Source organism: Trabulsiella guamensis ATCC 49490, assembly GCF_000734965.1.
GTDB classification, from domain to species: Bacteria; Pseudomonadota; Gammaproteobacteria; order Enterobacterales; family Enterobacteriaceae; genus Trabulsiella; species Trabulsiella guamensis.
The window spans coordinates 20,726-44,552 of the sequence record NZ_JMTB01000095.1; the positions used below are offsets into that span (position 1 = coordinate 20,726).

24 protein-coding genes are annotated in these 23,827 nt (G+C 57.7%); 7 read left to right on the top strand and 17 right to left on the bottom strand.

All coding sequences use genetic code 11. From position 1 onward, the window contains the following. Positions 1 to 56: 56 nt before the first annotated feature. Positions 57 to 1,106, top strand: a complete 1,050-nt coding sequence (locus GTGU_RS15660) for an AI-2E family transporter (RefSeq protein WP_038158970.1) — start codon at positions 57 to 59, stop codon at positions 1,104 to 1,106. On the opposite strand, the gene arnF is transcribed toward GTGU_RS15660, so the two are convergent. The 8 genes from arnF to GTGU_RS15700 all read right to left on the bottom strand — a co-directional run bounded on the left by arnF (position 1,103) and on the right by GTGU_RS15700 (position 8,967). Beyond that, positions 1,103 to 1,483 (bottom strand): 4-amino-4-deoxy-L-arabinose-phosphoundecaprenol flippase subunit ArnF, encoded by a 381-nt coding sequence (gene arnF / locus GTGU_RS15665; protein WP_038158973.1) that lies wholly within the window; start codon positions 1,481 to 1,483, stop codon positions 1,103 to 1,105. The genes GTGU_RS15660 and arnF overlap by 4 nt on opposite strands. After that, a complete protein-coding gene (gene arnE, locus GTGU_RS15670; RefSeq protein WP_038158975.1) occupies positions 1,483 to 1,821 on the bottom strand; it encodes a 4-amino-4-deoxy-L-arabinose-phosphoundecaprenol flippase subunit ArnE in 339 nt (112 codons plus the stop codon). The genes arnF and arnE overlap by 1 nt, the downstream gene beginning before the upstream one ends. Beyond that, positions 1,818 to 3,473 (bottom strand): lipid IV(A) 4-amino-4-deoxy-L-arabinosyltransferase, encoded by a 1,656-nt coding sequence (gene arnT / locus GTGU_RS15675; RefSeq protein ID WP_038158977.1) that lies wholly within the window; start codon positions 3,471 to 3,473, stop codon positions 1,818 to 1,820. The genes arnE and arnT overlap by 4 nt, the downstream gene beginning before the upstream one ends. Beyond that, positions 3,470 to 4,372 (bottom strand): 4-deoxy-4-formamido-L-arabinose-phosphoundecaprenol deformylase, encoded by a 903-nt coding sequence (gene arnD, locus GTGU_RS15680; RefSeq protein WP_038158980.1) that lies wholly within the window; start codon positions 4,370 to 4,372, stop codon positions 3,470 to 3,472. Before arnD ends, arnT begins: the two co-directional genes overlap by 4 nt. Next, a complete protein-coding gene (gene arnA / locus GTGU_RS15685; protein ID WP_038158985.1) occupies positions 4,369 to 6,354 on the bottom strand; it encodes a bifunctional UDP-4-amino-4-deoxy-L-arabinose formyltransferase/UDP-glucuronic acid oxidase ArnA in 1,986 nt (661 codons plus the stop codon). The genes arnD and arnA overlap by 4 nt, the downstream gene beginning before the upstream one ends. Then, positions 6,351 to 7,334, bottom strand: a complete 984-nt coding sequence (gene arnC / locus GTGU_RS15690; protein ID WP_038158987.1) for an undecaprenyl-phosphate 4-deoxy-4-formamido-L-arabinose transferase — start codon at positions 7,332 to 7,334, stop codon at positions 6,351 to 6,353. The genes arnA and arnC overlap by 4 nt, the downstream gene beginning before the upstream one ends. A gap of 1 nt (position 7,335) precedes the next feature. After that, the gene (gene arnB / locus GTGU_RS15695; protein WP_038158990.1) at positions 7,336 to 8,475 is read right to left on the bottom strand and encodes a UDP-4-amino-4-deoxy-L-arabinose aminotransferase; all 1,140 of its coding nucleotides are present in this window, start codon (positions 8,473 to 8,475) and stop codon (positions 7,336 to 7,338) included. A gap of 255 nt (positions 8,476 to 8,730) precedes the next feature. Further along, positions 8,731 to 8,967 (bottom strand): hypothetical protein, encoded by a 237-nt coding sequence (locus GTGU_RS15700; RefSeq protein WP_038158993.1) that lies wholly within the window; start codon positions 8,965 to 8,967, stop codon positions 8,731 to 8,733. Positions 8,968 to 9,000: 33 nt separating this feature from the next. On the opposite strand from GTGU_RS15700, the gene nikA reads away from it, so the two are divergent. The 6 genes from nikA to nikR are packed head-to-tail and all read left to right on the top strand — an operon-like array spanning position 9,001 to position 14,293. After that, on the top strand, positions 9,001 to 10,572 hold the full coding sequence (gene nikA, locus GTGU_RS15705) for a nickel ABC transporter substrate-binding protein (protein WP_038158996.1): 1,572 nt from the start codon (positions 9,001 to 9,003) through the stop codon (positions 10,570 to 10,572). Further along, a complete protein-coding gene (nikB, locus tag GTGU_RS15710) occupies positions 10,572 to 11,516 on the top strand; it encodes a nickel ABC transporter permease subunit NikB (RefSeq protein ID WP_038159182.1) in 945 nt (314 codons plus the stop codon). Before nikA ends, nikB begins: the two co-directional genes overlap by 1 nt. Then, positions 11,513 to 12,349 (top strand): nickel ABC transporter permease subunit NikC, encoded by an 837-nt coding sequence (gene nikC, locus GTGU_RS15715; RefSeq protein ID WP_038158999.1) that lies wholly within the window; start codon positions 11,513 to 11,515, stop codon positions 12,347 to 12,349. Before nikB ends, nikC begins: the two co-directional genes overlap by 4 nt. After that, a complete protein-coding gene (gene nikD / locus GTGU_RS15720) occupies positions 12,346 to 13,110 on the top strand; it encodes a nickel import ATP-binding protein NikD (RefSeq protein WP_038159001.1) in 765 nt (254 codons plus the stop codon). The genes nikC and nikD overlap by 4 nt, the downstream gene beginning before the upstream one ends. Continuing rightward, positions 13,107 to 13,898 carry a nickel import ATP-binding protein NikE gene (gene nikE, locus GTGU_RS15725; RefSeq protein ID WP_038159003.1) on the top strand — a complete coding sequence of 264 codons (792 nt, stop codon included), beginning with the start codon at positions 13,107 to 13,109 and terminating at the stop codon, positions 13,896 to 13,898. The genes nikD and nikE overlap by 4 nt, the downstream gene beginning before the upstream one ends. Then, positions 13,886 to 14,293, top strand: a complete 408-nt coding sequence (nikR, locus tag GTGU_RS15730) for a nickel-responsive transcriptional regulator NikR (RefSeq protein ID WP_038159006.1) — start codon at positions 13,886 to 13,888, stop codon at positions 14,291 to 14,293. The genes nikE and nikR overlap by 13 nt, the downstream gene beginning before the upstream one ends. Before the next feature lie 2 nt (positions 14,294 to 14,295). Here nikR and GTGU_RS15735 read toward each other — a convergent pair whose 3' ends face one another. The 9 genes from GTGU_RS15735 to GTGU_RS15775 form a co-directional block, all read right to left on the bottom strand. Next, entirely contained in the window at positions 14,296 to 15,078 is a 783-nt protein-coding gene (locus GTGU_RS15735) for an SDR family NAD(P)-dependent oxidoreductase (protein WP_038159009.1), read from the bottom strand. 10 nt (positions 15,079 to 15,088) lie between these two features. Then, complete coding sequence (locus GTGU_RS15740) at positions 15,089 to 16,015, bottom strand: dihydrodipicolinate synthase family protein (protein WP_038159012.1); 927 nt, start codon at positions 16,013 to 16,015, stop codon at positions 15,089 to 15,091. Further along, positions 16,015 to 17,724, bottom strand: coding sequence for a dihydroxy-acid dehydratase (ilvD, locus tag GTGU_RS15745; RefSeq protein ID WP_038159015.1), 1,710 nt, complete (start codon positions 17,722 to 17,724; stop codon positions 16,015 to 16,017). The genes GTGU_RS15740 and ilvD overlap by 1 nt, the downstream gene beginning before the upstream one ends. 17 nt (positions 17,725 to 17,741) lie before the next feature. Next, positions 17,742 to 19,094 carry an MFS transporter gene (locus GTGU_RS15750; RefSeq protein WP_051857370.1) on the bottom strand — a complete coding sequence of 451 codons (1,353 nt, stop codon included), beginning with the start codon at positions 19,092 to 19,094 and terminating at the stop codon, positions 17,742 to 17,744. 2 nt (positions 19,095 to 19,096) lie between these two features. Further along, complete coding sequence (locus GTGU_RS15755; protein ID WP_245609618.1) at positions 19,097 to 20,524, bottom strand: sugar porter family MFS transporter; 1,428 nt, start codon at positions 20,522 to 20,524, stop codon at positions 19,097 to 19,099. A 25-nt stretch (positions 20,525 to 20,549) separates the two neighbouring features. Then, on the bottom strand, positions 20,550 to 21,401 hold the full coding sequence (locus GTGU_RS15760; RefSeq protein WP_038159018.1) for an SMP-30/gluconolactonase/LRE family protein: 852 nt from the start codon (positions 21,399 to 21,401) through the stop codon (positions 20,550 to 20,552). 4 nt (positions 21,402 to 21,405) lie between these two features. Beyond that, on the bottom strand, positions 21,406 to 22,053 hold the full coding sequence (locus GTGU_RS15765) for a 2-dehydro-3-deoxy-6-phosphogalactonate aldolase (protein ID WP_038159022.1): 648 nt from the start codon (positions 22,051 to 22,053) through the stop codon (positions 21,406 to 21,408). Beyond that, entirely contained in the window at positions 22,050 to 22,952 is a 903-nt protein-coding gene (locus GTGU_RS15770; RefSeq protein ID WP_038159025.1) for a 2-dehydro-3-deoxygalactonokinase, read from the bottom strand. Before GTGU_RS15770 ends, GTGU_RS15765 begins: the two co-directional genes overlap by 4 nt. Before the next feature lie 98 nt (positions 22,953 to 23,050). Beyond that, entirely contained in the window at positions 23,051 to 23,782 is a 732-nt protein-coding gene (locus tag GTGU_RS15775; protein WP_038159027.1) for a FadR/GntR family transcriptional regulator, read from the bottom strand. Positions 23,783 to 23,827 lie beyond the last annotated feature (45 nt).

A 23,827-nucleotide genomic window follows, 5' to 3' on the forward strand; every position in this document is an offset into this window, starting at 1 on the left:
AGTAAGCCCGCAACGAACCGCTACACTTAATGGCGACCATCGTAAAGGACACGACTATGACCTCCACTGTTCCCGACAAAGCGGGATTGCACATCCTACTCAAGCTGGCGTCGCTTGTTGTCATTCTGGCCGGTATTCATGCCGCTGCTGATATCATCGTTCAACTGCTGATGGCACTCTTTTTCGCCATCATCCTCAATCCGCTGGTGCGCTGGTTTATCCGCCGCGGCCTGTCACGCCCGGTAGCGATTACCATCGTTGTGGTCGTGATGCTGTGCGTCCTCACCGCACTGGTTGGCGTGCTGGCGGCCTCAATCAATGAATTCATCGCCATGATGCCGAAATACAACAAGGAGCTGACCCGTAAGCTAATTGATATTCAGGAAACGCTGCCTTTCCTGCACCTGCGCATGTCGCCCGAACGGCTGTTGCAGCGCATGGATTCCGACAAAATGATGGCCTTTGCCACCACCATGATGGCCGGGCTGTCGGGGGCGATGGCCAGTATTTTGCTGCTGATGATGACTGTGGTGTTTATGCTGTTCGAAGTGCGCCATGTGCCGTACAAGCTGCGTTTCGCCCTCGCACAGCCGCAGATCCACATCGCCGGGCTGCACCGGGCGCTAAAAGGGGTGTCGCATTATCTGGCGCTGAAAACGCTGCTCAGCCTGTGGACCGGGGCGATTGTCTGGCTGGGACTGGCACTGCTGGACATCCAGTTTGCCTTAATGTGGGGCGTGCTGGCGTTTTTACTCAACTATGTGCCAAATATCGGCGCGGTGCTGTCCGCGATCCCCCCCATGATTCAGGCGTTCTTATTCAACGGTTATTATGAATGTCTGATGGTTGGGGCGTTGTTCTTTGCGGTACACATGGTGCTGGGCAATATCGTTGAACCACGCATGATGGGCCACCGGCTGGGTATGTCGACGCTGGTGGTGTTTCTGTCGTTGCTGATCTGGGGCTGGCTGTTAGGGCCGGTCGGCATGCTGCTCTCGGTACCGCTGACCAGTGTCTGTAAAATCTGGATGGAGACCACCACGGGCGGCAGCAAAATGGCGATCCTGCTCGGGCCGGGGCGACCGAAAAGCCGCCTGCCCGGTTAGCGTTTCTTCTGCGGGGTGAAAATCACCATCACCCCGCACACAATCACCACAACGCCGAACAACGCGCGCCAGGAAAAGGGCTCATGCCAGCCGGGAAGCGTCATCGCCGCGACCCAGACCAGAATATAGCTGAGGCTCAGCAGCGCATAGGCACGATAGAGCGGCAAACGGTGGAGAGCGAGATACCAGCACACCATAGACGCGAGATAACCCAGCAGGCCGAACAGCAGCGGCAGCGAACCCGGCGCCGCATGCAACAGATGCGGCAAAAACAGTTCCGGCGCGGGCGCTGGAGGAAGCTGCAACATCGCCTGGCGCAGCGTCAGTTGCGCCGCACTGACCAGAATCACACTCAGTAACGCCCAGAGAATGCCCATCAGAAGCTCCCTGCGAGAATGACAATGCCGACAATAATCAGCACGACGCCGGTCCAGTGTCGCAACGTCACTGGCTCACGCCAGACCAGACGCGCCGCCAGTGTGACCCAGACAAAGTTAAGGCTCAGCATCGGATAAGCAATGCTGACGGGAACGCGCTGCAGCACCAGCAGCCACAGCAGCATACCGCCACCGAGCATCAGCAGCGCCAGCCCCAGCCAGAGGATAATATGCCGCCCGCGCGCGCCGGTTTTCGCCGGACGCGTGGCCTGTTTCTGGCACAGCTGGCCGAGGCAACTCAGCAGACTCGCCAGCACGAGACAGATCCACGCCGTCATTGCGGCAGATACTGAAGAAAGGCCATCCGCCCCATCACATAGACATAGTCGGGCTTCGGCAGCGGCAATTCGGCGATGGTTTGCCCCCTCTCTAATTTCAGCACCAGCGAAACCGGCCCCTGCTGACGGTGCTGTTCCAGCCAGGCGCTGAAGTCGGATTTATCGATATAGCGGGACTTTCCTTCCGGATACGACAGACCATACTCCAGTTCCCCACGCATGCCCATCATGATGATATCGTTACGTTTAAGCTGCCATGCCAGCCCGGCGGCGACGCCAACTTCATTGGTCAGCACGTAGCGGCTGGGGGTGAGTGATTCGCTGACGATGTCGATCAGGAATTGCGGCTGTTTGCCGTCAATCACTCGATCCGGGATGGCAAAGCCCACCAGCAGCGCCAGTCCCAACGGGCAGCAGGCCGCCAGCGCCCAGCGCTGCACGCCGTCTTTGATAGCGAGCCAGCCCATCAACGCCCAGACGCCAAAGGCGAGAGCGGCAAGCAGGCATTTATACAGTTCGACAGGCGTCCAGACCGGGTGCCTGAGCAAGCCCCACGGCGAGACCACCAGTACCGCTGCCAGACCAATAACCCCGAACGCAATATTGATGACACCATTGACGGTCAGCGCCCGGCTGCTGCGCGTCACCGCCTCCAGCGCGTAGCGCGCCATCAGTATCGCCAGCGGCGCAAAGCAGGGCAGAATATAGGTCGGCAGTTTCCCTTTCGCGATGCTGAAAAACAGTAGTGGCATCACCACCCAGCCCAGCAGGTAAAATTCCGCGCGAACGCCATTTTTATCCTGCCAGCCACGTTTCAGTGCGCCGGGCAGTAGCGCCAGCCACGGCAGGCTTCCGACGATCAGGAACGGCAGGTAATACCAGAATGGCGCTTTGTGCTGGGCGTCGCTTTGCGCGAAACGTTGAATATGCTCAACCCAGAAAAAATAGCGCCAGAAATCTGGCTCACGATGGGCAATCGCCAGCCCCCAGGGCAACACAGTTAATACACACACCAGTACCGCCAGCCAGCCGTAGAAAAGCACCTCGCGCCAGCGTTTTTTTACAATCACCCACGGCAACACGCCGATCACCGGCACGGCGAGCGCCAGAAAGCCTTTGGTCATCACGCCCATGCCGCAGGCGACACCCAGCAGCAGGTAACCGCCGATTTTGCCGCCACGCGTGGGCGATTGCGACGCCGCCCAGAAGCTGCACATCGCCAGCACCAGCCAGAGGGTGATCATCGGGTCGAGCACCGCATAGGTTCCGATGCCGTAGACCAGAAACGCGGTGAGGAAAATCACCGCAGACAGCACGGCGGTTTTCTTGTCCCGCCACAGTTTCCATGCCAGCCAGGCGACCAGTAATGCGGTGAGAGTAATAGAAAACACCGAGCCAAAGCGCACCGCAAAGTTGCTGTCGCCGAACAGCCACTGGCCGATGGCGTTAACCCAGTAACCGGCGATCGGTTTTTCGAAATAGCGCAGCCCTAAAAAGTGCGGCACGACCCAGTCGCCAGAGGCGAGCATTTCACGGCTGATCTCGGCATAACGGGTTTCGTCCGGTTGCCAGAGCAGGCGGAAATGCGGCGGGATCAGGTAATACAGCGCGAAAAGAATAACCAGTGAAACGCCATAGCGCAGTGATTTCATAAACCGGGCTCTCGTAAATATTCACACCCAACCCAACCTTCCCGGCCTGCCATTTCGCCACGCACAATCTCGCCCTGCGGTAGCGAGCTGAAGCTCTCCGGCAGCATCTGGCTGAGCGGGCAAAAAACAATACCTTCCTGTTTTGCCTGCTCAAGCAGGGCCGCGAATTGCGGCGCGCCAATGATCCCTTCCACTTCCGCGTGAATGGTATAAACCGGCACACCGTTATCCTGATGAATACGATCCAGCAGGTAACGGTTGAATCCGTCGGCGCTCACCGTGCTGCCCGCCACTTCGTCCCACGTTGGCAACGTCACCGGGATCTGCACCGTGCCCACTTCGCCATTGTCGAGCCGGGGCAAAAACGGTCTCGTGCCACGACAATCGCTGTTGTAGAGAAAACCGAACGCCTCTTTTGCTTGCACCACGCGCTGATCCGCCCGCCAGCCCGCCACTGCCGAGCAGGTTACCGGACGATCAATAATCGCTTCCAGCGCCTGCAAACCACGGGCAATTTCCTGCTCCATGCGTGGCTGCGACCAGACGCCACTCCACATCTGCCAGGCATGATGATCCCAGGCGTGCAGCCCGATCTCATGCTCCTTCGCCGCTGCGCAAATGATGCTGGCATTACCGATACCGATGCTGCGTCCGGGCCAGGCAGTGCCCGCCAGCAAAATATCCCAGCCATAGAGCGATGCCGCGCGCGAGCGCAGCATTTTCCAGAGAAATTTTGGTTTCAGCAGGCGCCAGAGATGACGCCCCATGTTGTCCGGCCCCACACTAAAAAAGAAGCTTGCGCGAATGTCGTGCTCACGGAGCAACGACAACAGGCGGGGAACCCCTTCGCGGGTGCCGCGAAAAGTATCCACATCAATGCGTAAACCAACTTTTCTCATGAGGCCTTTTCATCCGCCAGTTCGACTGTGCGCAGGAAGAAATCCAGCGTTTCATCGATGGTTTTTTCCATCCCGACTACCGGTTCCCAGTTCAGGCAGCGCTTCGCATTGCGGATGCTGGGTTTACGGTGCTCCACGTCCTGATACCCTTTACCGTAATAATTGCTGCTTTCCACTTCACGGAAACCGGCGAACGGCGGGAAGCGGTCGCGCAGCGGATGACGTTCAAAACTCGCCAGCAGCATCTCTGCCAGTTCTTTAATGCTCGCTTCGTTGTCCGGGTTACCGATGTTAATGATCTGCCCGTCGCAACGGCCTTCTTTGTTTTCGATGATACGGAACAACGCTTCGACGCCATCGCTGATGTCCGTAAAGCAGCGTTTCTGCTTGCCGCCTTCAATCAGTTTAATCGGCGAACCTTCCACCAGGTTAAGGATCAATTGCGTAATGGCGCGTGAGCTGCCGATACGCGCGGCGTTAAGGTTGTCGAGGCGCGGCCCCATCCAGTTAAACGGCCGGAACAGGGTAAATTTCAGCCCGTGCTTGTCGCCGTACGCCCAGATCACCCTATCAAGCAGCTGTTTGGACACGGAGTAAATCCAGCGCTGTTTGTTGATCGGCCCGACCACCAGATTTGAGGTGTCTTCATCGAAATGCTTGTCGGTGCACATGCCGTACACTTCTGAGGTCGACGGGAAAATGATGCGCTTATTGTACTTCACGCAGTCGCGGATGATTTTCAGGTTCTCTTCGAAATCCAGCTCAAACACGCGCAGCGGGTTACGGGTGTACTCGATTGGCGTGGCGATGGCGACCAGCGGCAGCACCACGTCGCACTTCTTAATGTGATACTCAATCCATTCTGAGTGAATACTGATATCGCCTTCAACGAAGTGGAAACGCGGGCAATCGAGGAAACGGCTGATAGCGTCGGAGCCAATATCCAGACCGTAAATTTCGTAGTTGTCGTCAGCCAGCAGCCGTTCAGTCAGATGGTTGCCGATAAACCCGTTCACACCGAGGATCAGCACCCGCGTACGGCGCTTAATAGCGACAACCGGCTTGCTGCTCAATAGCGCTCCGGCCACCAGCCCCATCGCCTGCGCCAGCTGGCCACCCTGCACATACACGCCATGCTCGGCCTGGCCAGTGACGATCTCCAGCGCGCCGTCGCGACAGGCGACAATCAGCGGCGCAACCGACAGCACGGTGCCGGGTTTCGCGCCCTGCATCTCGCGATGCAGGCGGGATTTCCAGACGATAAATTTGTTGGCTCCGGCATAGCCAAACGCCCCCGGCCATGGATCAGACACGGCCCGCACCAGGTTGTGCAGCTCAGCAGCGGGTTTGTCCCACTCCAGACGCCCGTCTTCCGGGGTACGGCGACCGACATACGTCGCCAGGCTTTCATCCTGCGCCGTTTCGTTAAAATGGCCTTCCCGAAGGGCAGGCAGCGTGTCATACAGCAACGCCTTTGCGGCATCGCGAAGCTTGTGATGCAGGGTCAGCGCGACGTCCGCCTCATCAATCGCCACGCGATGTTGCGCGATAATATCGCCGGCATCAGCCCGCGCGGTCATGCGGTGCAACGTGACGCCGGTTTCTTTCTCACCGTTAACCAGCACCCAGTTCAGCGGTGCGCGTCCCCGGTATTTCGGTAACAGCGAACCATGCAGGTTAAACGCCCCCAGACGGGCCGCGGAGAGGATCTCATTGCACAGCAAGTTGCGGTAATAGAATGAGAAAATCACGTCCGGGTTCATGGCGCGAACGCGCTCGATCCACAGCGGATGGTTAACGTCATCCGGCGCGTAAACCTGAATACCCTGCTCAGCGGCGATACGCGCCACGGAGCCGAAAAAGTGATTTTCGTTAGCGTTATCCGGGTGGGTAAAAATCGCTTCGATGTCGTATCCGGCGTCCAGCAACGCCTGAATGCCCGTACAACCCATATCGTGATAAGCGAATACAACGGCTTTCATGACTGATCTTCCTCTTGAGATACCGTCTCGCCCTTGCGGACGACGCGTTGAATAAAGTAACGGGGACGAGCACGCACATCGTTGTAGATACGGCCGATGTACTCACCCAACAGGCCCATGCCAACAAACTGGGCACCAATAAACATGAACAGCACGGCGAAAAGCATGAACACCCCTTCCGCCGCCCACTGCGGGCCTAACGCCAGTCGCAGCACGATTAACAGGAGGGAGAAGGCAAACCCCAGCAGCGCGATGACACTGCCGAAAACGCTCAGCAAGCGCAGCGGTGTGGTAGTCAGGCAGGTCACCAGGTCGTACATCAGGTTAATCAGCCGCATAAAGCTATATTTGGAATCGCCAAACTCACGCTCGGCATGCAGCACCGGGATCTCCACTGCGCGGCGGGCGAAGGTGTTCGCCAGAATAGGAATGAACGTGCTGCGCTCGTGGCAATGGAGCATCGCGTCGATGATGTGGCGGCGGTAAGCGCGCAGCATGCAGCCATAGTCGCCCATCGCTTTACCGGTCGTACGCTGGATCAGGCGATTGATCATCTTCGACGCGGTTTTGCGGAAAAAGGAGTCCTGGCGGTTCTGCCGTACCGTGCCAACCACGTCGTAGCCTTCATCGGCTTTCGCCACCAGTCGCGGGATCTCTTCCGGTGGATTTTGCAGATCAGCATCAAGAGTAATAATCAGATCGCCAGTGACGTGGCTGAAACCCGCCATGATTGCCGAATGCTGGCCGTAGTTGCGGTTGAGCAACACGGCGACAATGTGGCTGCCCGCCGAGTCAGCGGCGTCACAGAGCATTTGCGCCGAGTCGTCACTGCTGCCGTCGTCAACCAGCAGAATTTCATATTCACGCCCCAGCGACGCACAGGCGGCGTCGGTACGGCGAATCAGCTCCGGCAGGCTCTCCTGCTCATTAAAAACAGGAATGACCACCGACACTTTCTGGACGGGGGGATAACTAAACATATCAATGTCCTGCAAGCTGATGGAGTGCGGCAATGACGCGGGTTGTGTCGTCATGAGTCATATCCGGAAAAAGGGGAAGTGAGCAGATGCGCGCGCTGTTCCATTCGGTATTCGGCAGAGAAACGTCTGGGAAGCGTTCGCGGTAATATTTCTGCGTATGGGCAGCGCGGAAGTGCAGCCCGGTACCGATCTCTCTGGCTTTCAGTTGTTCCATCAACGCGTCACGGCTAAGGCCGCAGCGCGTTTCATCCACGCGGATGATGAAAAGGTGCCAGGCGTGCAGGTGGTCCCATTCGGGAACGGCCAGCGGCTGGAAGGGTGTATCCGCCAGCTCGTTGAGATAGCGTCGGGCGATCTCATGGCGGCGCTGGTTGGCCTGTCCGAGTTTTCCCAGTTGCACCAGTGCCAGCGCGGCGTTGATGTCGGCAAGATTATATTTGTAGCCCGGAGCGATCACTTCCGCCTGCGGTGCGCGGCCATGTGTCTGGCGGTCGTAGGCATCCACACCGAGACCGTGAAACTTCAGGCTGCGGATGCGCGCGGCCAGCTGGTCGTCGTCGGTGACCACCAGGCCACCCTCCGCGCTGGTCATGTTTTTAATCGCATGGAAAGAGAAAATCGCCGTACCCTGCCAGCCCACATGACGGTTCTTGTAGTAGGTTCCGGCGGCATGCGCGGCATCTTCAATCACGGGAATACCGTGACGGTCAGCAACGGCGCGAATCGCATCGATATCCGTTGGCGCTCCCGCGTAGTGAACGGGGATGACCGCTTTGGTACGTGGCGTAATGGCGGCTTCCACGGCGTCAGCGGTGATCATGAGGTTATCGCGATCGACATCGATCATCACCGGCGTCGCGCCGAGCAGCACGATCATATTCAGCGTTGAAACCCAGGTTTGCGACGGGGTAATGACTTCATCGCCCGGGCCGATGCCAAGCGCCATCAGTGTGACATGCATACCGCCCGTCGCCGAACTCACCGCAATGGCATGGCGGTTGCCCGTCAGGCTACAAAACGCCTCTTCAAGTGCCTGATTTTTTGGCCCGGTGGTGATCCAGCCGGACTGCAACACCTCTTTAAGCGCAGCGAATTCCGCTTCTCCCATAGAGGGGCGCGAGAAAGGTAAAAAATCACTCATCTTTATTCCTTACCTGTAAAGGCTTCGGTGCATCTGGTTTACTCATCCGGTCATCGTGCGCCAGAGGAGTTAAACAAAACGAAAATGAAATCGACGCCGATGCGGTATTTATTAAACGGAGCATCAACTTGCGAGAAAATATAAACACGTAAGATTAGGACAAGATTAAGAAAGGTATAAAGAGATCATGAATTTTATAAAACATATTAAAAATCAATATATTGAACGATGACAAAAGCTTAAGAAAAGAATACATCACGGCGAAATAACGCGAGCCTGCTCACAATATTCAACCATTATTAAACAGTCTTCATTTATATTGAACTTTTTATATTTCTTGTCATCCTGAGGAAAACCAGGGCTATATCGAATATATGTCAGATTTATTTCAGCAGTAAACCAGCAATAATTTGCGTTAAAAAGTGGATGACTATCTGCCCTTGCTTTGATCCAGATTACGTCAAAAGTATGATGAATTATTAAAATCATCATACTTTGATACCTGATTTCGCAGAGGCGAAGCCATTGTCTACTCTCCGTTCACTCCTGCTGGCGTTTCTGGCCTGCACCTCGCTGCTGGCATACGCCGCCGCGCCTGATGAACTGACCACCGCGTGGCCGGTCAACGCCGGCCCACTCAACCCTCACCTTTACACGCCAAACCAGATGTTCGCCCAAAGCATGGTGTATGAGCCACTGGTTAAGTATCAGTCTGACGGCAGTGTTCAGCCCTGGCTGGCAAAAAGCTGGACCCACTCGGCTGACGGTAAAACCTGGGTCTTCACGCTGCGGGATGATGTACGCTTCTCCAACGGCGAACCGTTTAATGCTGATGCCGCGGTCGCCAATTTCGCGGCGGTGCTGGCGAATCGCCCACGGCATGCCTGGCTGGAGCTGACCAATCAAATTGTCGCGGTCAAAGCCCTGAGCCCCCAGCAGCTGCAAATTACCCTGAAAAGCGCCTACTACCCTTTCCTGCAAGAACTCTCGCTGCCGCGCCCTTTCCGTTTTATCGCGCCGTCGCAGTTTAAAGAGAACGGTACAGTATCCGGCATCAAGGCACCGATTGGCACCGGGCCGTGGATATTAAAGGCCTCACAGATGAACCAGTACGACGTGTTTGTGCGTAACGACAACTACTGGGGTGAGAAACCGGCCCTCCGCCAGATCACCATCAAAGTGATCCCGGACCCGACCAGCCGGGCGATTGCCTTTGAAGCGGGCGAGGTGGATTTGCTGTACGGAGATGAAGGTCTGCTGCCGCTCGATACCTTTGAACGTTTCCGCCACCAGCCGGAGTATCACACTGCACTGTCGCCATCAATGGAAACTATTCTGCTTGCGCTTAATTCCGCGAAAGGGCCAACGCGTGAACTGGCGGTACGTGAAGCGCTGAACTATGCAGTCGATAAAAAAACGCTGATCGACAGCGCACTGTACGGCACACAAAAGGTGGCCGATACCCTATTTGCCCCCTCGGTGCCGTATGCCAACATTCCGCTGTCGCCGCGCCAGTACGATCCGCATAAAGCCGTTTCACTGCTGGAGCAGGCTGGCTGGACGCTGCCTGCTGGGAAAACCATCCGGCAGAAAAACGGCCAGCCGCTGACCATCGAACTGGCCTTTATGGGTACCGATGCGCTCAGCAAATCTATGGCGGAAATCATTCAGGCGAATCTGCGCCAGATCGGCGTCGACGTGACGATGGTCGGCGAAGAAGAGAGCAGCATTGATGCCCGCCAGCGTGATGGTCGCTTCGGCATGATTTTCACCCGCACCTGGGGCGCACCGTACGATCCTCACGCCTATTTAAGCTCGATGCGCGTACCGTCACATGCTGATTTCCAGGCGCAGCAGGGGTTGCCAGACAAGAAACTGATCGATAGCGAGATCGGTGAAATTCTCACCACCACCGACAACACGCACCGCCAGCAGCTTTACCGTGATGTGCTGACGCGACTGCACAATGACGCGGTCTATTTGCCGATTAGCTATGCCTCGCTGATGTCCGTGTCGCGCCCGGCGCTCGGCAAGATCCCGTTTGCGCCCATCGCCACCGATATTCCCTTTGAGCGCATTCACCCGGAAACGCCATGATGCTGCGATTTATGCTGCGGCGCGTGCTGCTTCTCATCCCGATACTCCTCGCCGCTTCAGCGATTATCTTTCTGCTGCTGCGACTGGGGTCGGGTGACCCGGCGCTGGATTATTTGCGCCTGTCGAACCTGCCGCCAACGCCGGAGATGGTCGCTTCGACGCGGGAACTGCTCGGCCTGAATCAGTCCTTGCCGGTGCAGTATCTGACGTGGCTGTGGCGCGCGCTGCACCTCGATTTTGGCGTGTCTTACGCCTCGCAGCGCCCGGTGCTTGATGATTTGCTGCATTTCCTGCCTGCCACGCTACAACTGACCGGCGCGGCGCTGATGTTAATTCTGCTGACCTCGGTGCCGCTCGGTATTCTGGCGGCGCGTCACCGCGACCGGTTGCCGGATTTCGCTGTTCGTGTTATCGCGTTTCTCGGCGTGTCGATGCCGAATTTCTGGCTCGCCTTTTTGCTGGTCATGTTTTTCTCCGTCCATCTGCAATGGCTCCCGGCGATGGGCTACGGCGGGTGGCAACATATCATTCTGCCTGCCGTCTCTATCGCGTTTATGTCGCTGGCGATCAACGCCCGTCTGCTGCGCGCCAGCATGCTCGACGCCGCCGGGCAGCGCCACGTGGTCTGGGCGCGCCTGCGCGGACTTAGCGAGCGGCAGGTCGAGCAACGGCATGTTTTGCGTAACGCCACGCTGCCGGTGGTGACCGCCATTGGGATGCACATCGGTGAGCTGATTGGCGGCACGATGATCATCGAAAACATCTTTGCCTGGCCTGGCGTCGGGCGCTACGCGGTGTCGGCCATCTTCAACCGCGATTATCCGGTGATCCAGTGTTTCACCCTGCTAATGGTCACCGTATTCGTGCTGTGCAACCTGGTGGTGGACGTGCTGAACGCGGCGCTCGACCCGCGTATTCGTCGTCATGAAGGAGCACAGGCATGAATTTTTTCCTGACGGCACGCTTGCCGGTTCGCCTGGCGTTGATAACCATTGTGCTGTTGATGCTGATCGCACTGACCAGCCAGTGGTGGCTGCCTTACGATCCGCTGGCCATTGATTTACCGCAGCGTCTGCTGCCGCCGGATGCGGCGCACTGGCTCGGCACCGATCACCTGGGTCGTGATATTTTCTCCCGTCTGCTCGCCGCCACCCGCGTATCGCTGGGCTCCGTGATGCTCTGCCTGGTGCTGATCCTCGCCCTCGGTCTGACGCTCGGCGGCAGCGCCGGTTTGCTGGGCGGTCGCGTGGATCAAACCATCATGCGCATCGCCGATATGTTCATGACCTTTCCGACGTCGATCCTCTCTTTCTTTATGGTTGGCGTACTCGGTACCGGGTTAACTAACGTAATCATCGCTATCGCCCTGTCACACTGGGCATGGTATGCCCGCATGGTGCGTAATCTGGTGCTGTCCCTGCGCCACCGCGAGTTTGTACTGGCCTCCCGCCTGAGCGGCGCCAGCCATGTGCAGGTGTTTATCAGCCATCTGGCGGGCGCAGTGGTGCCGTCGCTGCTCGTGCTGGCGACGCTGGATATCGGCCATATGATGCTGCACGTCGCGGGGATGTCGTTTCTCGGTCTCGGCGTCAGCGCGCCGACGGCGGAATGGGGTGTAATGATCAACGATGCGCGGCAGTACATCTGGACGCAGCCACTGCAGATGTTGTGGCCCGGACTGGCGCTGTTCATCAGCGTAATGGCCTTTAACATGACCGGCGATGCGCTGCGCGATCGCCTCGACCCGTACCTCAATGCGGAGCACAGCCACGGATGACCTCGCAACTGGAACTGCACAACATCACCCTGAGTGCCGAACGCCCGCTGGTGCACGGCGTGTCGCTGACACTGCGTAAAGGCCGTGTGCTGGCGTTGCTCGGCGGTAGCGGCAGCGGAAAATCACTGACCTGCGCCGCCGCGCTGGGTGTATTACCAGCAGGCGTACGCCAGACAGCGGGCGAAGTGCTGGCAGACAGTCGGGCGGTATCGCCTGCGAGCCTGCGCGGCACGATGGTCGCCACTATCATGCAAAACCCGCGCAGTGCCTTTAACCCGCTTTACACCATGGCGACGCACGCGCGGGAAACCTGCAGGGCGCTGGGAAAACCCCTTGATGACGCGACACTGCTTGCCGCACTGGAGAGTGTCGGGCTGGACAACCCCCACAGCGTGCTGACGCTCTACCCGTTCGAAATGAGCGGCGGCATGCTGCAACGGATGATGATGGCGATGGCGGTGCTCAGCGACGCACCGTTTATCATCGCCGATGAACCAACCACCGATCTCGACGCTGTAGCGCAGGCGCGCATTCTTGATCTGCTCGATTCACTGATGCAGACCCGACGACCGGGATTACTGCTGGTGACCCATGATATGGGCGTCGCCGCACGGCTGGCCGATGACGTCGCGGTGATGGACAATGGCCGCATCATTGAGTACAGCGACGTAGAAACGCTGTTTACCGCACCGCAGCACCCGGTGACCCGGCAATTACTGGCGGCGCATCTGGCGCTGTATGGCATGGAGTTACCGCAATGACGCTTTTCACTGTCAGTCAGTTAAATCACGGTTATCCCCGGCGCCCCGCTGTGCTGAACGACGTTACCTTCGCACTCAGGCCCGGCGAAACCGTCGCCCTGCTGGGGCGCAGTGGCTGCGGCAAAAGTACATTAGCGCGGCTGCTGGTCGGGCTGGAAACTCCAGCCTCGGGCGAGATCCTATGGCAGGGCAAACCGCTTGCTGCGCTGAAAGGCGAGGCTAAGCGGGGTTTTTACCGCGACATTCAGATGGTGTTTCAGGATGCGATCAGCGCGGTGAACCCGCGTAAGACCGTGCGCGAGATTATTCGCGAGCCGTTGCGCCACCTGATGCGTTGTTCGCGGCAGGAACAGCAACAGAAAATCGCGGCGATGATGGAAGCGGTTGAACTTGACCTGTCGATGCTGGATAAACGGCCGCCGCAGCTCAGCGGCGGCCAGCTTCAGCGGGTGTGTCTGGCACGTGCGCTGATTGTCGAACCCAAACTGCTGATCCTCGACGAGGCCGTCTCCAGCCTCGATCTCGTCCTGCAGGCAGGCATTATTCGTCTTTTGAAACGACTGCAACAGCAATCCGGCGTCGCCTGCCTGTTCATCACCCACGACCTGCGGCTGGTCGAGCGGTTTTGCCAGCGGGTGATGGTAATGGAGTGCGGGCAACTGGTGGAAACCACTGTCGTGCAGTCGCCGCTTCGTTTTCAGACCGCCGCAGGACAGGCGCTTCAGCGTGCTGTACTGCCTGCGTTTCCCGCCACCCTGACTAAAGGAAAACTCGCATGCAGCGCGTGACCATTACCCTTGATGACGATCTGTTAACTACCCTGGATGCGCTCAGCGAGCATCACGGCTATCGCAACCGTTCCGAAGCAATTCGTGACATTTTACGTAACGCGCTGGTGCAGGAGAAAAGCCAGCAGGCAGATCGCCAGGGCTACGCCGTACTCTCTTACGTGTATGAGCATGAAAAGCGCGATCTGGCGAGCCGTCTGGTCTCCAGCCAGCATCATCATCACGACCTGTCAGTCGCTACGTTGCATGTGCATATCAGTCATGAGGACTGCCTTGAGATTGCGGTACTGAAGGGCAACATGCATGAAATTAAGCATTTCGCCGATGAGATGATTGCCGAACGCGGCGTCAGGCACGGCCATTTGCAGTGCCTGACGGCGGAAGATGACCTGTAACGTTATGCGTCGTCTTCGTCCTGCATGATGGCACTGCGACCACCGTCCATCACGATAGTGGTACCGGCGATGAATCCGGCGTTCTCACTGGCTAAATAGAGACATAGCTCGCCGACCTCTTCAGGCCGCCCGATGCGCCCGACCGGGTGTTTTTTGATGGTCTTTTCGCGTGCCAGTCGCGCATCCGGATGGGCATCAAACCACGCCTGGTTGCCGTCCGTATCGATAAACCCTGGCGCGATGCCCACGGTGCGGATCTCTGGCCCCCACTCAATCGTCAGGCTTTGTACCAGGGACAGTAATGCGCGTTTGCTGATGTTATAAGGCGCGCAACCGGGCATAGTAGAAAACGCGTGGTTGGAGGTCATTATCAGGATCACGCCGCGGCTTTTCTGCAACGCCGGACGCGCACATTTCGCCAGATACCAGTGCGAACGCAGATTCAGGTCGAAATTTCGTGACCAGTCGCTTTCGTCGCAATCAATGCCTTTGAATACATTTTTTCCGGCGTTTGACACCAGTACATCAATGCGGCCAAACCGCTGCTCCGCCTCGCTGATAAACTGTTTGATCTGTTCCGTCTGCGTGACATCCACGGAATGATAGAAAAAGCGCTCCGGCCAGTCAGCCAGCATTTTCTGCGCCTGCGGCGCGTTGCTCAGCGCGGAAAAAGCGCAGCCAATCACAATGTCGCCGTGGTGCAGAAAGGTCTCTGCAATTGCCTGACCAATCCCCTGGCTGGCCCCTGTCACGATAACGACGCGGGGGGTTTTCTGTTGCATCATACCTGCTCCCTTAGCGGTGATTACCCGCAGTGGATAAATGAAACTGAGAAATAAACTGGTCAATCAGCGCGTTATCTTCCGCGCTCAGATGCCAGCCAGGACGGCGGCAGTAATCGCTGACAATAATTCCGCGCCGCGTCAGGATCGTTTTTTCTACCTGAATGATATATTCGCAGTGGCTCATCCAGCGCTGGATGTACGGCAGCATCGCCTGATGCAGTGCCTGCGCCTGATCGCTCTCATCCGCCAGCCAGTGGCGATAAATCCGGGTATAGATTTCAGTAAATGAGCAACCCGGCATCACGCCCTTGCCGCCAGCCTCAAGCATTTGCAGCATGTACAGCCCGGCATAGCCATTCAGCACGCTGGCCTGCGGCGCCCGGGCGAGAAACTCGCGGGTGTAAGCGACGGGCGGATTGCATTCGATTTTAAACACCGCATGCGGATAACGGGACGCCACCGCAGCCAGCTGTTCCGGGGTGATGGCGAGCCCGGTTTCGCCGGGTGCGTACTGCACCATCACCGGAATATCGACCGCTTCCAGCACAGCGAAAATATGTGCCTGAATGGCCTGCGCGTCCGGCTGTAGAAAAAACGGCGGCAGCAGCATTAACGCATCTGCGCCCAGATCAGCGTAATAACGGGCTCGTTTTACCGCCAGTTCGGTGCTGTGATCGGTGACCGACATCGCCCGATACAACGTACTACCCGCCAGCGTACTGACGAACATCTGCGCCAGCCGCTCGCGCTCGCGATCGTCAAGTTTTGGGAATTCACTGGCAATGCCAAACAGCGTGGCGCCCTGCGTGCCGGTTAAGGCCAGATGTTCAAGCAGCGCGACAAAACTGCGCTCGTCGATCTCCCCGTCCGGGGTAAACGGCATGGCGACAATCGGATTGACGCCAACAATTTCGCTGGCCTTATAGTGCATGCTCATCACGCATCCTCCCCGTCTGCCAGCACCGCGCCCTGCGCCGCAGGCAGCGCCCAGCGACGATAGAGACGCAGAAAACCGCGCGGTACCGCTTTATTGACTGGCTGCCAGTACGCACGGCGTGCAGACAGTACTGCTTCATCAACGAGCAGCATCAGCGTACGACCGGGGATATCAATCGACACCTCGTCGCCATTCTCAATCAGCCCCAGCGTACCGCCGTCGATCGCTTCCGGTGAAATATGCCCGACAAACAGCCCACGATTAGAGCCGGAAAAACGACCGTCGGTAATCAACGCGCAACTGTCGGAAAGCCCCATGCCTTCGAGTGATTTCATAGGACGGTACATTTCCGGCATTCCCGGCCCGCCTTTCGGCCCTTCGTAGCGCAACACCAGCACGCTGCCAGGCTGAATACGCCCTGACATGATCGCAGTAACCGAATCGTCTTCGCTGTTAAACACCACCGCGGGACCGCGGAATGTCATTAAATGTTCCGGCACCGCAGCGGGTTTCACCACGCAGCCCAGCGGCGAGAGATTGCCATGTAAGACGGCGACGCCCGCTTCGTTACGTACCGGGATCGCCAGCGTCTGGATCACCTCCGGTCGGCGGGTACGCTGACCTTCCGCCAGCAACTGGCCTTTGGTTTTGCCGACAACAGTTAATGCATTCGGGCGCATCAGCGCGGCAATTTCATGTTCGACCGCCGGCACGCCGCCCGCCTCGTAGAAATCGATCATGTCGTATTCCGATGCCGGGTAGAGCGAGGCCACCAGCGGCACCCGATGGCTGAGCGCATCAAACGTCGCGAGCGGCAGATGCCCCAGTTCCGCTTCGTAGTGAATCGCCTGCAAGTGAAGAATGGCATTGGTGGAACCGCCCGTGGCTAACAGATACACCATGGCGTTGTGCAGCGCGTCCGGGGTGATAATCTGCCGCGCATTGACGCCATCGCGTACCAGCCTGACCGCCTGACGCCCGGATTCCAGCGCGCACTCACGGCGGGCGGTGGAAACCGCAGGCAACATGCTGCTGCCGGGCAGACTCATGCCGAGCACTTCAGCGATGGCGCACATGGTATTGGCAGTACCGTACATCGTGCAGGAGCCCGGCCCCGGCTCGGCGATATCTTCGATATGCGCAAATTCGGCGGCGGTGATTTCGCCGCGTGCTTTCCAGCCCACCGCTTCCGTGACGATATTGCCGTCCCAGTGTTTGCCTTTGTATTCCGCCGGATACATAGGGCCGCCATTAACCATAATCGCCGGGATATCCAGCCGTGCCGCCGCCATCAGCATCGCAGGGACGATTTTGTCGCACGAGCCCAGCAGTACCATGCCGTCGAAACGGTGCGCACGCATCATGGTTTCGATAGAAGCGGCAATCACTTCACGCGCGGCAAGGATATAACGCATCCCGAGATGCCCTTCGGCGATCCCGTCGCAGGGCGCGATGGTGCCAAACACCATGCCAACGCCGCCCGCCTCTTCAATGCCCTGTAACACCTTTGCGGTGAGCTCATTCAGATTCACGTGCCCGGCGGTGGCGTTGGTGTAACTGTTCACTACAGCGATCACCGGACGGCGTAGCTGTTCATCCGTATGCCCCATCGATTTATACAGCGCACGTTTCAGCGCGCCGCTGTCTCCTTCGAGGATTGGGTTGAAATGCGTGCCGCAGCTGGCACATCCTCCACATTCACTCTTCATAACGTTCTCTTTAGCGTTTAGCGATAATTACTGGCAGCATCAGGCTGCGCGGTGGGGTGTTCAGGTGTTCGGTGGCGCGTTGGATTTGCCAGTCGCGCAGGCAGAGCCAGGATCAGCGGGGCGCAAAGCAACAAGAATCCCGCCAGGATATACAGACCGATATCGGTGCTGCCGGTGGTGTCTTTCAGCCAGCCGAGCACGGTAGGCCCGAAGAAACCGGCGAGGTTACCCACCGAGTTCACCAGCGCAATGCCCGCCGCGGCCGCCGTGCCGGAAAGCATGGCCCCGGGCAGGCTGATATAGGTGGGGATCAGTGCAAGGGTGCCGGACATGGCGACGCAGATCCATGCCATCATCCAGAAGGTTGAACCACTGCAATATGCGCTCAGCGTCAGCCCGACACAGCCGATAACAGCCGGAATAGCGATATGCCAGCGACGCTCCTGTCTGACGTCAGAATGGCGGCTGTTCCACACCATAAACGCGGCACCAAATACATAGGGCAGTGCCGCCAGCAGACCAATCAGGAGATCGTCGCTGACACCGGAGCTTTTAATGATCGACGGCAACCAGAAATTAATGCCGTAGTAACCGATGTTGAAACTGAAAAACACCAGCGCCAGCAGCCAGACGTAGCCGTTGCTGAACATCGCTTTCAGACTGCTGTCGACCTTGCCATGGCTGGCCTGTTCGCGATTGCCGGCATCTTTCTCCAGGTCATTGAGGATCAGCTGTTTTTCATCATTGCTGAGCCATTTTGCAGATTTCACATCGTTATCAAGGTAGCGTAACACCACGAACGCCAGCAGAAATGACGGTACGGCTTCCACCAGGAACAGCCATTGCCAGTTGTGCAGGCCGCTAACATCTTCAAACAACTTGAGAATCAGGCCTGAGAGCGGACTGCCGATAATCGTCGACAATGGCGTCACCAGGATAAACAACCCCAGCGTGCGCGCTGAGCGCCAGGAGGGGAACCACAGCGTCAGATAAAAAACGATGCCAGGAAAGAATCCGGCTTCCGCTACGCCGAGCAGGAAACGCAGTACGTAAAACTGCGTTGGTGTGGTAACAAACATCATCCCAGCCGACAGTACCGCCCAGGTCACCATAATGCGGGCAATCCAGAAGCGCGGCCCGAAGCGCTGCATCAGCAAGTTGCTCGGTAGTTCGAAGAGAAAGTAGCCGATGAAAAAAATCCCTGCGCCGAGGCCGTACACCGTCTCACTGAAATTCAGCGCATCCTGCATATGCAGCTTGGCAAAACCGACGTTCACGCGATCGAGATAGGCAAAGAAATAGCACAGGATCAGAAACGGTATTAGTCGCCGGGTCACTTTGCGGTACACCTGATTTTCATGAATTTTCATACTCAGAGGCTCCGTTCAGTGGTAATGACGCTGTGGGTATGCGGCGTCTGCCCGATATGGCGCAGTGGCGCACCGCGCATCAGGTTGCGTTCAATGTTTTCCAGCGAGATGTTTTTTGTTTCCGGGACGAAGATCAGTGTCAGTACGATGCATACCACGTTCAGCAGGGCGTACAGCCAGAAGGTGTTCGGACTGCCGATGGTGTCGATGAGCGTCAGGAAGGTGGCGCCGATCATCATATTAGCGATCCAGTTCGCCATCGTTGAACAGGTGACACCGAAATCACGTCCAGCCAGTGGCTGGATTTCCGAGCACAATACCCAGATCAACGGCCCGGCGCTCATCGCAAAACCGGTGATGAAGATCAGCAGTACCGCCACTGCGACATACTGCTCCGCCCCTGCGCTGATACCGCTGTAAAACAGATAACCGAGCAGTCCCATGCAAACCGCCATCACGGAGAAACCGAGTTTGAGGATCGGTTTGCGCCCCCAGCGATCCACCAGACCGATGGCGATAAAGGTCGCCAGCACGTTAGTCAGCCCGGCAATTACCGTGCCCCACATCTGTTCGCGGGTGGTGGTGAAACCGGCAATTTCAAAGATTTTTGGCGCGTAATACATGATGACGGTCATGCCAGTGAACTGCTGCATAAACTGCAACAGCACACCGAGATACGTTGAGCGACGGAAATGCGGGTTATGGCGGAACAACTGCAGGCCGCGCTGTTTCATCTTCACACTTTCGCGGATTTGCGCCAGTTCCTCACGCGCTTCCTGATCGCTGTTACGCAGCAATTTCAGCACCTTCGCCGCCAGTTCATGACGATCTTTCATCGCCAGCCAGCGCGGACTTTCAGGCAGCGTTAATACGCCGATGAACAGCACCAGCGCCGGGAACGTGATGATACCCAGCATCCAGCGCCAGTGACCGCCCGCGCTGAACGCGGTATCAGAAAGGAACGCCGCCAGAATGCCGATAGTAATCATCAACTGGTACAGAGAAATCATGCTACCGCGAATGCGTTCCGGCGCGATTTCAGAGAGATAAAGCGGTGCAGTAAATGACGCGACGCCCACCGCCAGCCCGAGAATAAAGCGTGAAATGACCAGCACTGAGAGAGCTGGCGCCATCGCACAACCCACAGAACCCACCACGAACAGCAGCGCGCCGATCAGCAGGCTTTTCCGCCGTCCCAGCGACGACGACATCGGACCACTGCACAACGCGCCCAGCGCGGCGCCGAACATCATCACGCTGACCACCACTTCCTGACTGTGGCTGCTGAGCGTAAATTCCTGAGCAAGAAACGGCAGCGCGCCGGCGATAACACCCATATCAAGACCAAACAGCAGTCCGGCCAGCGCAGCGAGAAAACAAACGAGGATCGTTTGCCGGTTTGTATTTACTGGTGAAGTCAATGTACTCATCGTCATGCCTTGAGGGTAAAAGGAATTAAAGACGGAACCGGCGAGCGGGCTGGCCCGTCATCGTTGTGGTTATTTTGAGTAGTGCGCCGTCAATGGCCTGCGGCTGGCGCAGCCCGTCACGAGCGGAAGTAATGTAGAGGTCGTTGAGCGTGTCACCGCCAAAGGTGCAATTGCTCGGCTGACGCACCGGCAGCGCCAGCGCGCCAGTTTCTTCTGGCGACGCGTGGCCGAGATCGCAGTACACCAGCTTCGCATCGCCCCAGCGGGCGTTGATAAGCCAGCCATCGCGGGTCAGCGATGAGCCGTCAGGTGTTCCCCCGACCAGATAGCGCTGTTGAATGTTCAGTGAGCCACTGGCATAAGCCGCACGGTAGAAACAGCCGTTAAGCGAATCCGCAAACCAGATCTCGTCCTGCCACCAGATCAGCGTGTTAGGCACCCATTGCGCCGTCAGCAGCTTTTGCGGCCTCGCATGTGGCCCTGCGAGACGATACCAGCAGCCCACTTGCCGTTCGGCGTTCACATCCATTGAGCTGAACCACAACGCGCCATCCGGTGCGATAGCGGCTTCGTTTGGTCGGGTGTCGCGGGCTTCCGGCCAGTCGCAAAGCGGCGTGAAACGCGAGCTTTCGTAGTCATACAGCGCAATGCCCGTCTGGCTCACCACCAGAAACCGCCCGGCGTCTTCGGTCAGCAGCACGGCGCTGGTGAAATCCGGCATGTCACGGACTTCGATACGGGTAGCGTCCTTCGGCCAGTAGCGCAGCAGCTTTCCTGCCACGATATCCACCCACAGCAAAGAGTGGCTGCGCTCGCACCACACCGGGGTTTCTCCCAGTTGAGCGCGGTAATCGCCAATGACGTGAATCGGGTTCATGGCATTACTCCCCGACGCTGCGCCAGGCCTGCTGATAGGCCATTGCACAGGCACGGAGTTGCGTCATGCTCATTCCTGCCTGATACAAACCGCCACCGAGCCCGAAACCGTTCGCGCCTGCCTGGACGTAACTCTGCATTTGCTGTGCGTCCGGCTGAATACCGCCTACCGGCAGACAGGCGACATCAGCCGGTAATACCGCGCGGAAAGCTTTCACCAGTGCGGGCGAAACCTGTTCGGCAGGAAAGAATTTCAGCGCGCTGGCTCCGGCGTGCAGCGCGGCAAACGCCTCGCTGGGGGTCATGATCCCCGGCAGGCTGAGCAGCCCTCTCTCACGGGTATGGCGAATCACCTGTTTGTCGCAGTTGGGGGAAATAATCAGTTGCCCGCCGCACTCCGCCACGCGATCGACCTGTTCTGTCGTCAGTACCGTGCCCGCGCCAACGTATGCCCGACCGTTGACCGCATCGCACATCAGGCGGATGGATTCGTACGGCGACGGGCTGTTAAGCGGGACTTCCAGCCAGTGGAAGCCGCATGAGAGCAATATCTCCGCAGCATGCTGCGCATCGGGCGGCGTGATGCCCCGCAGAATGGCAATCAGTGGCAGCGGCTCATCCTGCCAGCGGGCATAAAAATGTTCCGGGTTCATGATGTTTTCTCCTGAATCAGTGAACGCAGCAGGGCAAGGCCGCGTAAAAAACAGCTGTCGCCATCCACGGCGGTCAGCGTCAGTCCAGTAACTTCTGCCGCCCGTAGATAACGCGCCGTCAGTGCGGGCGATCCCACCACCCACGCAGGCACTGCGACATCAACCTCCGCCAGTTCGTAACCAATCAGCAAACCGGAGAGATAGCTGTGGATGTGTTCCGCTGCCACGTCACCCATCAGGCGGCGCGTGCGCGCAGAAAAAATCAGGTGGCTGAACGGGGTGTTCTGAGAGGCGGTTTCGACGCCGAAGACAAAGCTGGCATCGTGCGGAACTTGCTGCGGCAGGTCGCGACCCAACAGCGATTGTTTGCACAGCAGGGAAAACAACTCTCCGGTCATAAAAGTGGAGAAATCGATAATTTCGCCGTGGTGCATCCGGGCGTGTTTGCTGTGCGTTCCAGGAAGCAGGGCAAGGTGGTTTTCCGCCGGATGCATCGCCACCAGACCCAATAACTGGATCTCTTCGCCGCGCATCACATCCGGCTGGCCATAGCGGCTGGTGCCATTCACGCCAGGAATGATCCACGCCGGGCTACCCCACGGCGTCTGAAAGGTACAGGAGCCGTCAAAAAGATCGCCAGCGCCAGCAGGCAGCGATGCATAAGGCACGTTTTTCCAGCCCTGCTGCGAACCGACCATCCCGGCCATGACGATCGGCAGATGAGGTGTTGCTGCAAGCCACGGTGACAGCAGACATTGCAAGGCGGCCGCGAACTGCGCTTCCTGTACTGACAGCAAGCCACAGGGCTCAGACAGAGAATCAATAACCTGATTATTTTCCAATAGAAAGGCACGAAAGTTAGTCGTACCCCAGTCGATGGCGATCCAGTTGTTTTTCATATCATGTAATACAAATAAATTAATCTTGTAATACAAGAATGCTAGAGCAAAGGGAAATCGCGATCTGTGAAGCAGATCGAAATTACATCAACAGGGGATCAGACGATCAGATCGAACATCTCAGGACGATCCTGCCAGATGCGCTTGCGCGCGGCATTCAGAAGAATAGTGCGCATTTGCTGGCGCGCCTGGTCGGGCTTTTTGAGACGAATGGCTTCCAGCAAGAGATAATGGTCGTCCACCGCCGTTCGGGTCTGACGCACATCTTTTTCCAGCGTCTGGCGGAATGAAAGCGCCATCGCCGCCGACAGCGCATTGCCAAGCGTCAACAAAAACGGGTTATGGGTGGCACGCAGCAGGGCATGGTGAAACGCCATGTCGCCCTCTTCAAACACATCGCCCTTCGCATTGAGTTGCCCCTGACGCATGAGCTGGAGCGCATCTTCCATCGCCGCCAGATCGTGCCCGGTCGCGTTCATCGCGGCGAGCGTGGCGACGTTCGGTTCAAAGACCAGACGCGTCACCATCAGCTGTTCCACCAGTTGTGGATCCATCTCGCCTTCTGCCAGCCAGGTGAGCATATCGGCGTCGAGCAGGTTCCAGAGTTCGCGTGGGTTTACCATCGAACGTTTTTTCGCCTGAATGGAGATAAGCCCTTTCGCCGCCAGAAACTGCAATGCATTACGCACCGAGGTGCGTGAGACACCGTACGCCATCGCCAGTTCATTTTCGCCAGGCAGCGCCAGCCCCGGTTTAAGATCACCGTGGATCATGCGGTTAGCGAGGCGTTGGGTCAGAGACTCAGCAATAGACGTTTGTGGTGCTTTCATGGCGTTCCGGGCGAAAGAGTGGAAAGGCTTGTCGGCAACATCATA

What these genes read in the sequence shown, in the direction of transcription:
- GTGU_RS15660 (WP_038158970.1), top strand. Translation starts at nt 57, where the DNA reads ATGACCTCCACTGTTCCCGACAAAGCGGGATTGCACATCCTACTCAAG.
- GTGU_RS15775 (WP_038159027.1), bottom strand. Translation starts at nt 23,782, where the DNA reads ATGAAAGCACCACAAACGTCTATTGCTGAGTCTCTGACCCAACGCCTC.
- GTGU_RS15750 (WP_051857370.1), bottom strand. Translation starts at nt 19,094, where the DNA reads ATGAAAATTCATGAAAATCAGGTGTACCGCAAAGTGACCCGGCGACTA.
- GTGU_RS15700 (WP_038158993.1), bottom strand. Translation starts at nt 8,967, where the DNA reads ATGATGATTTTAATAATTCATCATACTTTTGACGTAATCTGGATCAAA.
- nikC (WP_038158999.1), top strand. Translation starts at nt 11,513, where the DNA reads ATGAATTTTTTCCTGACGGCACGCTTGCCGGTTCGCCTGGCGTTGATA.
- arnC (WP_038158987.1), bottom strand. Translation starts at nt 7,334, where the DNA reads ATGTTTAGTTATCCCCCCGTCCAGAAAGTGTCGGTGGTCATTCCTGTT.
- arnF (WP_038158973.1), bottom strand. Translation starts at nt 1,483, where the DNA reads ATGGGCATTCTCTGGGCGTTACTGAGTGTGATTCTGGTCAGTGCGGCG.
- nikE (WP_038159003.1), top strand. Translation starts at nt 13,107, where the DNA reads ATGACGCTTTTCACTGTCAGTCAGTTAAATCACGGTTATCCCCGGCGC.
- nikR (WP_038159006.1), top strand. Translation starts at nt 13,886, where the DNA reads ATGCAGCGCGTGACCATTACCCTTGATGACGATCTGTTAACTACCCTG.
- ilvD (WP_038159015.1), bottom strand. Translation starts at nt 17,724, where the DNA reads ATGAAGAGTGAATGTGGAGGATGTGCCAGCTGCGGCACGCATTTCAAC.
- arnA (WP_038158985.1), bottom strand. Translation starts at nt 6,354, where the DNA reads ATGAAAGCCGTTGTATTCGCTTATCACGATATGGGTTGTACGGGCATT.
- GTGU_RS15740 (WP_038159012.1), bottom strand. Translation starts at nt 16,015, where the DNA reads ATGAGCATGCACTATAAGGCCAGCGAAATTGTTGGCGTCAATCCGATT.
- nikB (WP_038159182.1), top strand. Translation starts at nt 10,572, where the DNA reads ATGCTGCGATTTATGCTGCGGCGCGTGCTGCTTCTCATCCCGATACTC.
- GTGU_RS15755 (WP_245609618.1), bottom strand. Translation starts at nt 20,524, where the DNA reads ATGAGTACATTGACTTCACCAGTAAATACAAACCGGCAAACGATCCTC.
- arnE (WP_038158975.1), bottom strand. Translation starts at nt 1,821, where the DNA reads ATGACGGCGTGGATCTGTCTCGTGCTGGCGAGTCTGCTGAGTTGCCTC.
- nikD (WP_038159001.1), top strand. Translation starts at nt 12,346, where the DNA reads ATGACCTCGCAACTGGAACTGCACAACATCACCCTGAGTGCCGAACGC.
- GTGU_RS15735 (WP_038159009.1), bottom strand. Translation starts at nt 15,078, where the DNA reads ATGATGCAACAGAAAACCCCCCGCGTCGTTATCGTGACAGGGGCCAGC.
- GTGU_RS15760 (WP_038159018.1), bottom strand. Translation starts at nt 21,401, where the DNA reads ATGAACCCGATTCACGTCATTGGCGATTACCGCGCTCAACTGGGAGAA.
- arnD (WP_038158980.1), bottom strand. Translation starts at nt 4,372, where the DNA reads ATGAGAAAAGTTGGTTTACGCATTGATGTGGATACTTTTCGCGGCACC.
- GTGU_RS15765 (WP_038159022.1), bottom strand. Translation starts at nt 22,053, where the DNA reads ATGAACCCGGAACATTTTTATGCCCGCTGGCAGGATGAGCCGCTGCCA.
- GTGU_RS15770 (WP_038159025.1), bottom strand. Translation starts at nt 22,952, where the DNA reads ATGAAAAACAACTGGATCGCCATCGACTGGGGTACGACTAACTTTCGT.
- arnT (WP_038158977.1), bottom strand. Translation starts at nt 3,473, where the DNA reads ATGAAATCACTGCGCTATGGCGTTTCACTGGTTATTCTTTTCGCGCTG.
- arnB (WP_038158990.1), bottom strand. Translation starts at nt 8,475, where the DNA reads ATGAGTGATTTTTTACCTTTCTCGCGCCCCTCTATGGGAGAAGCGGAA.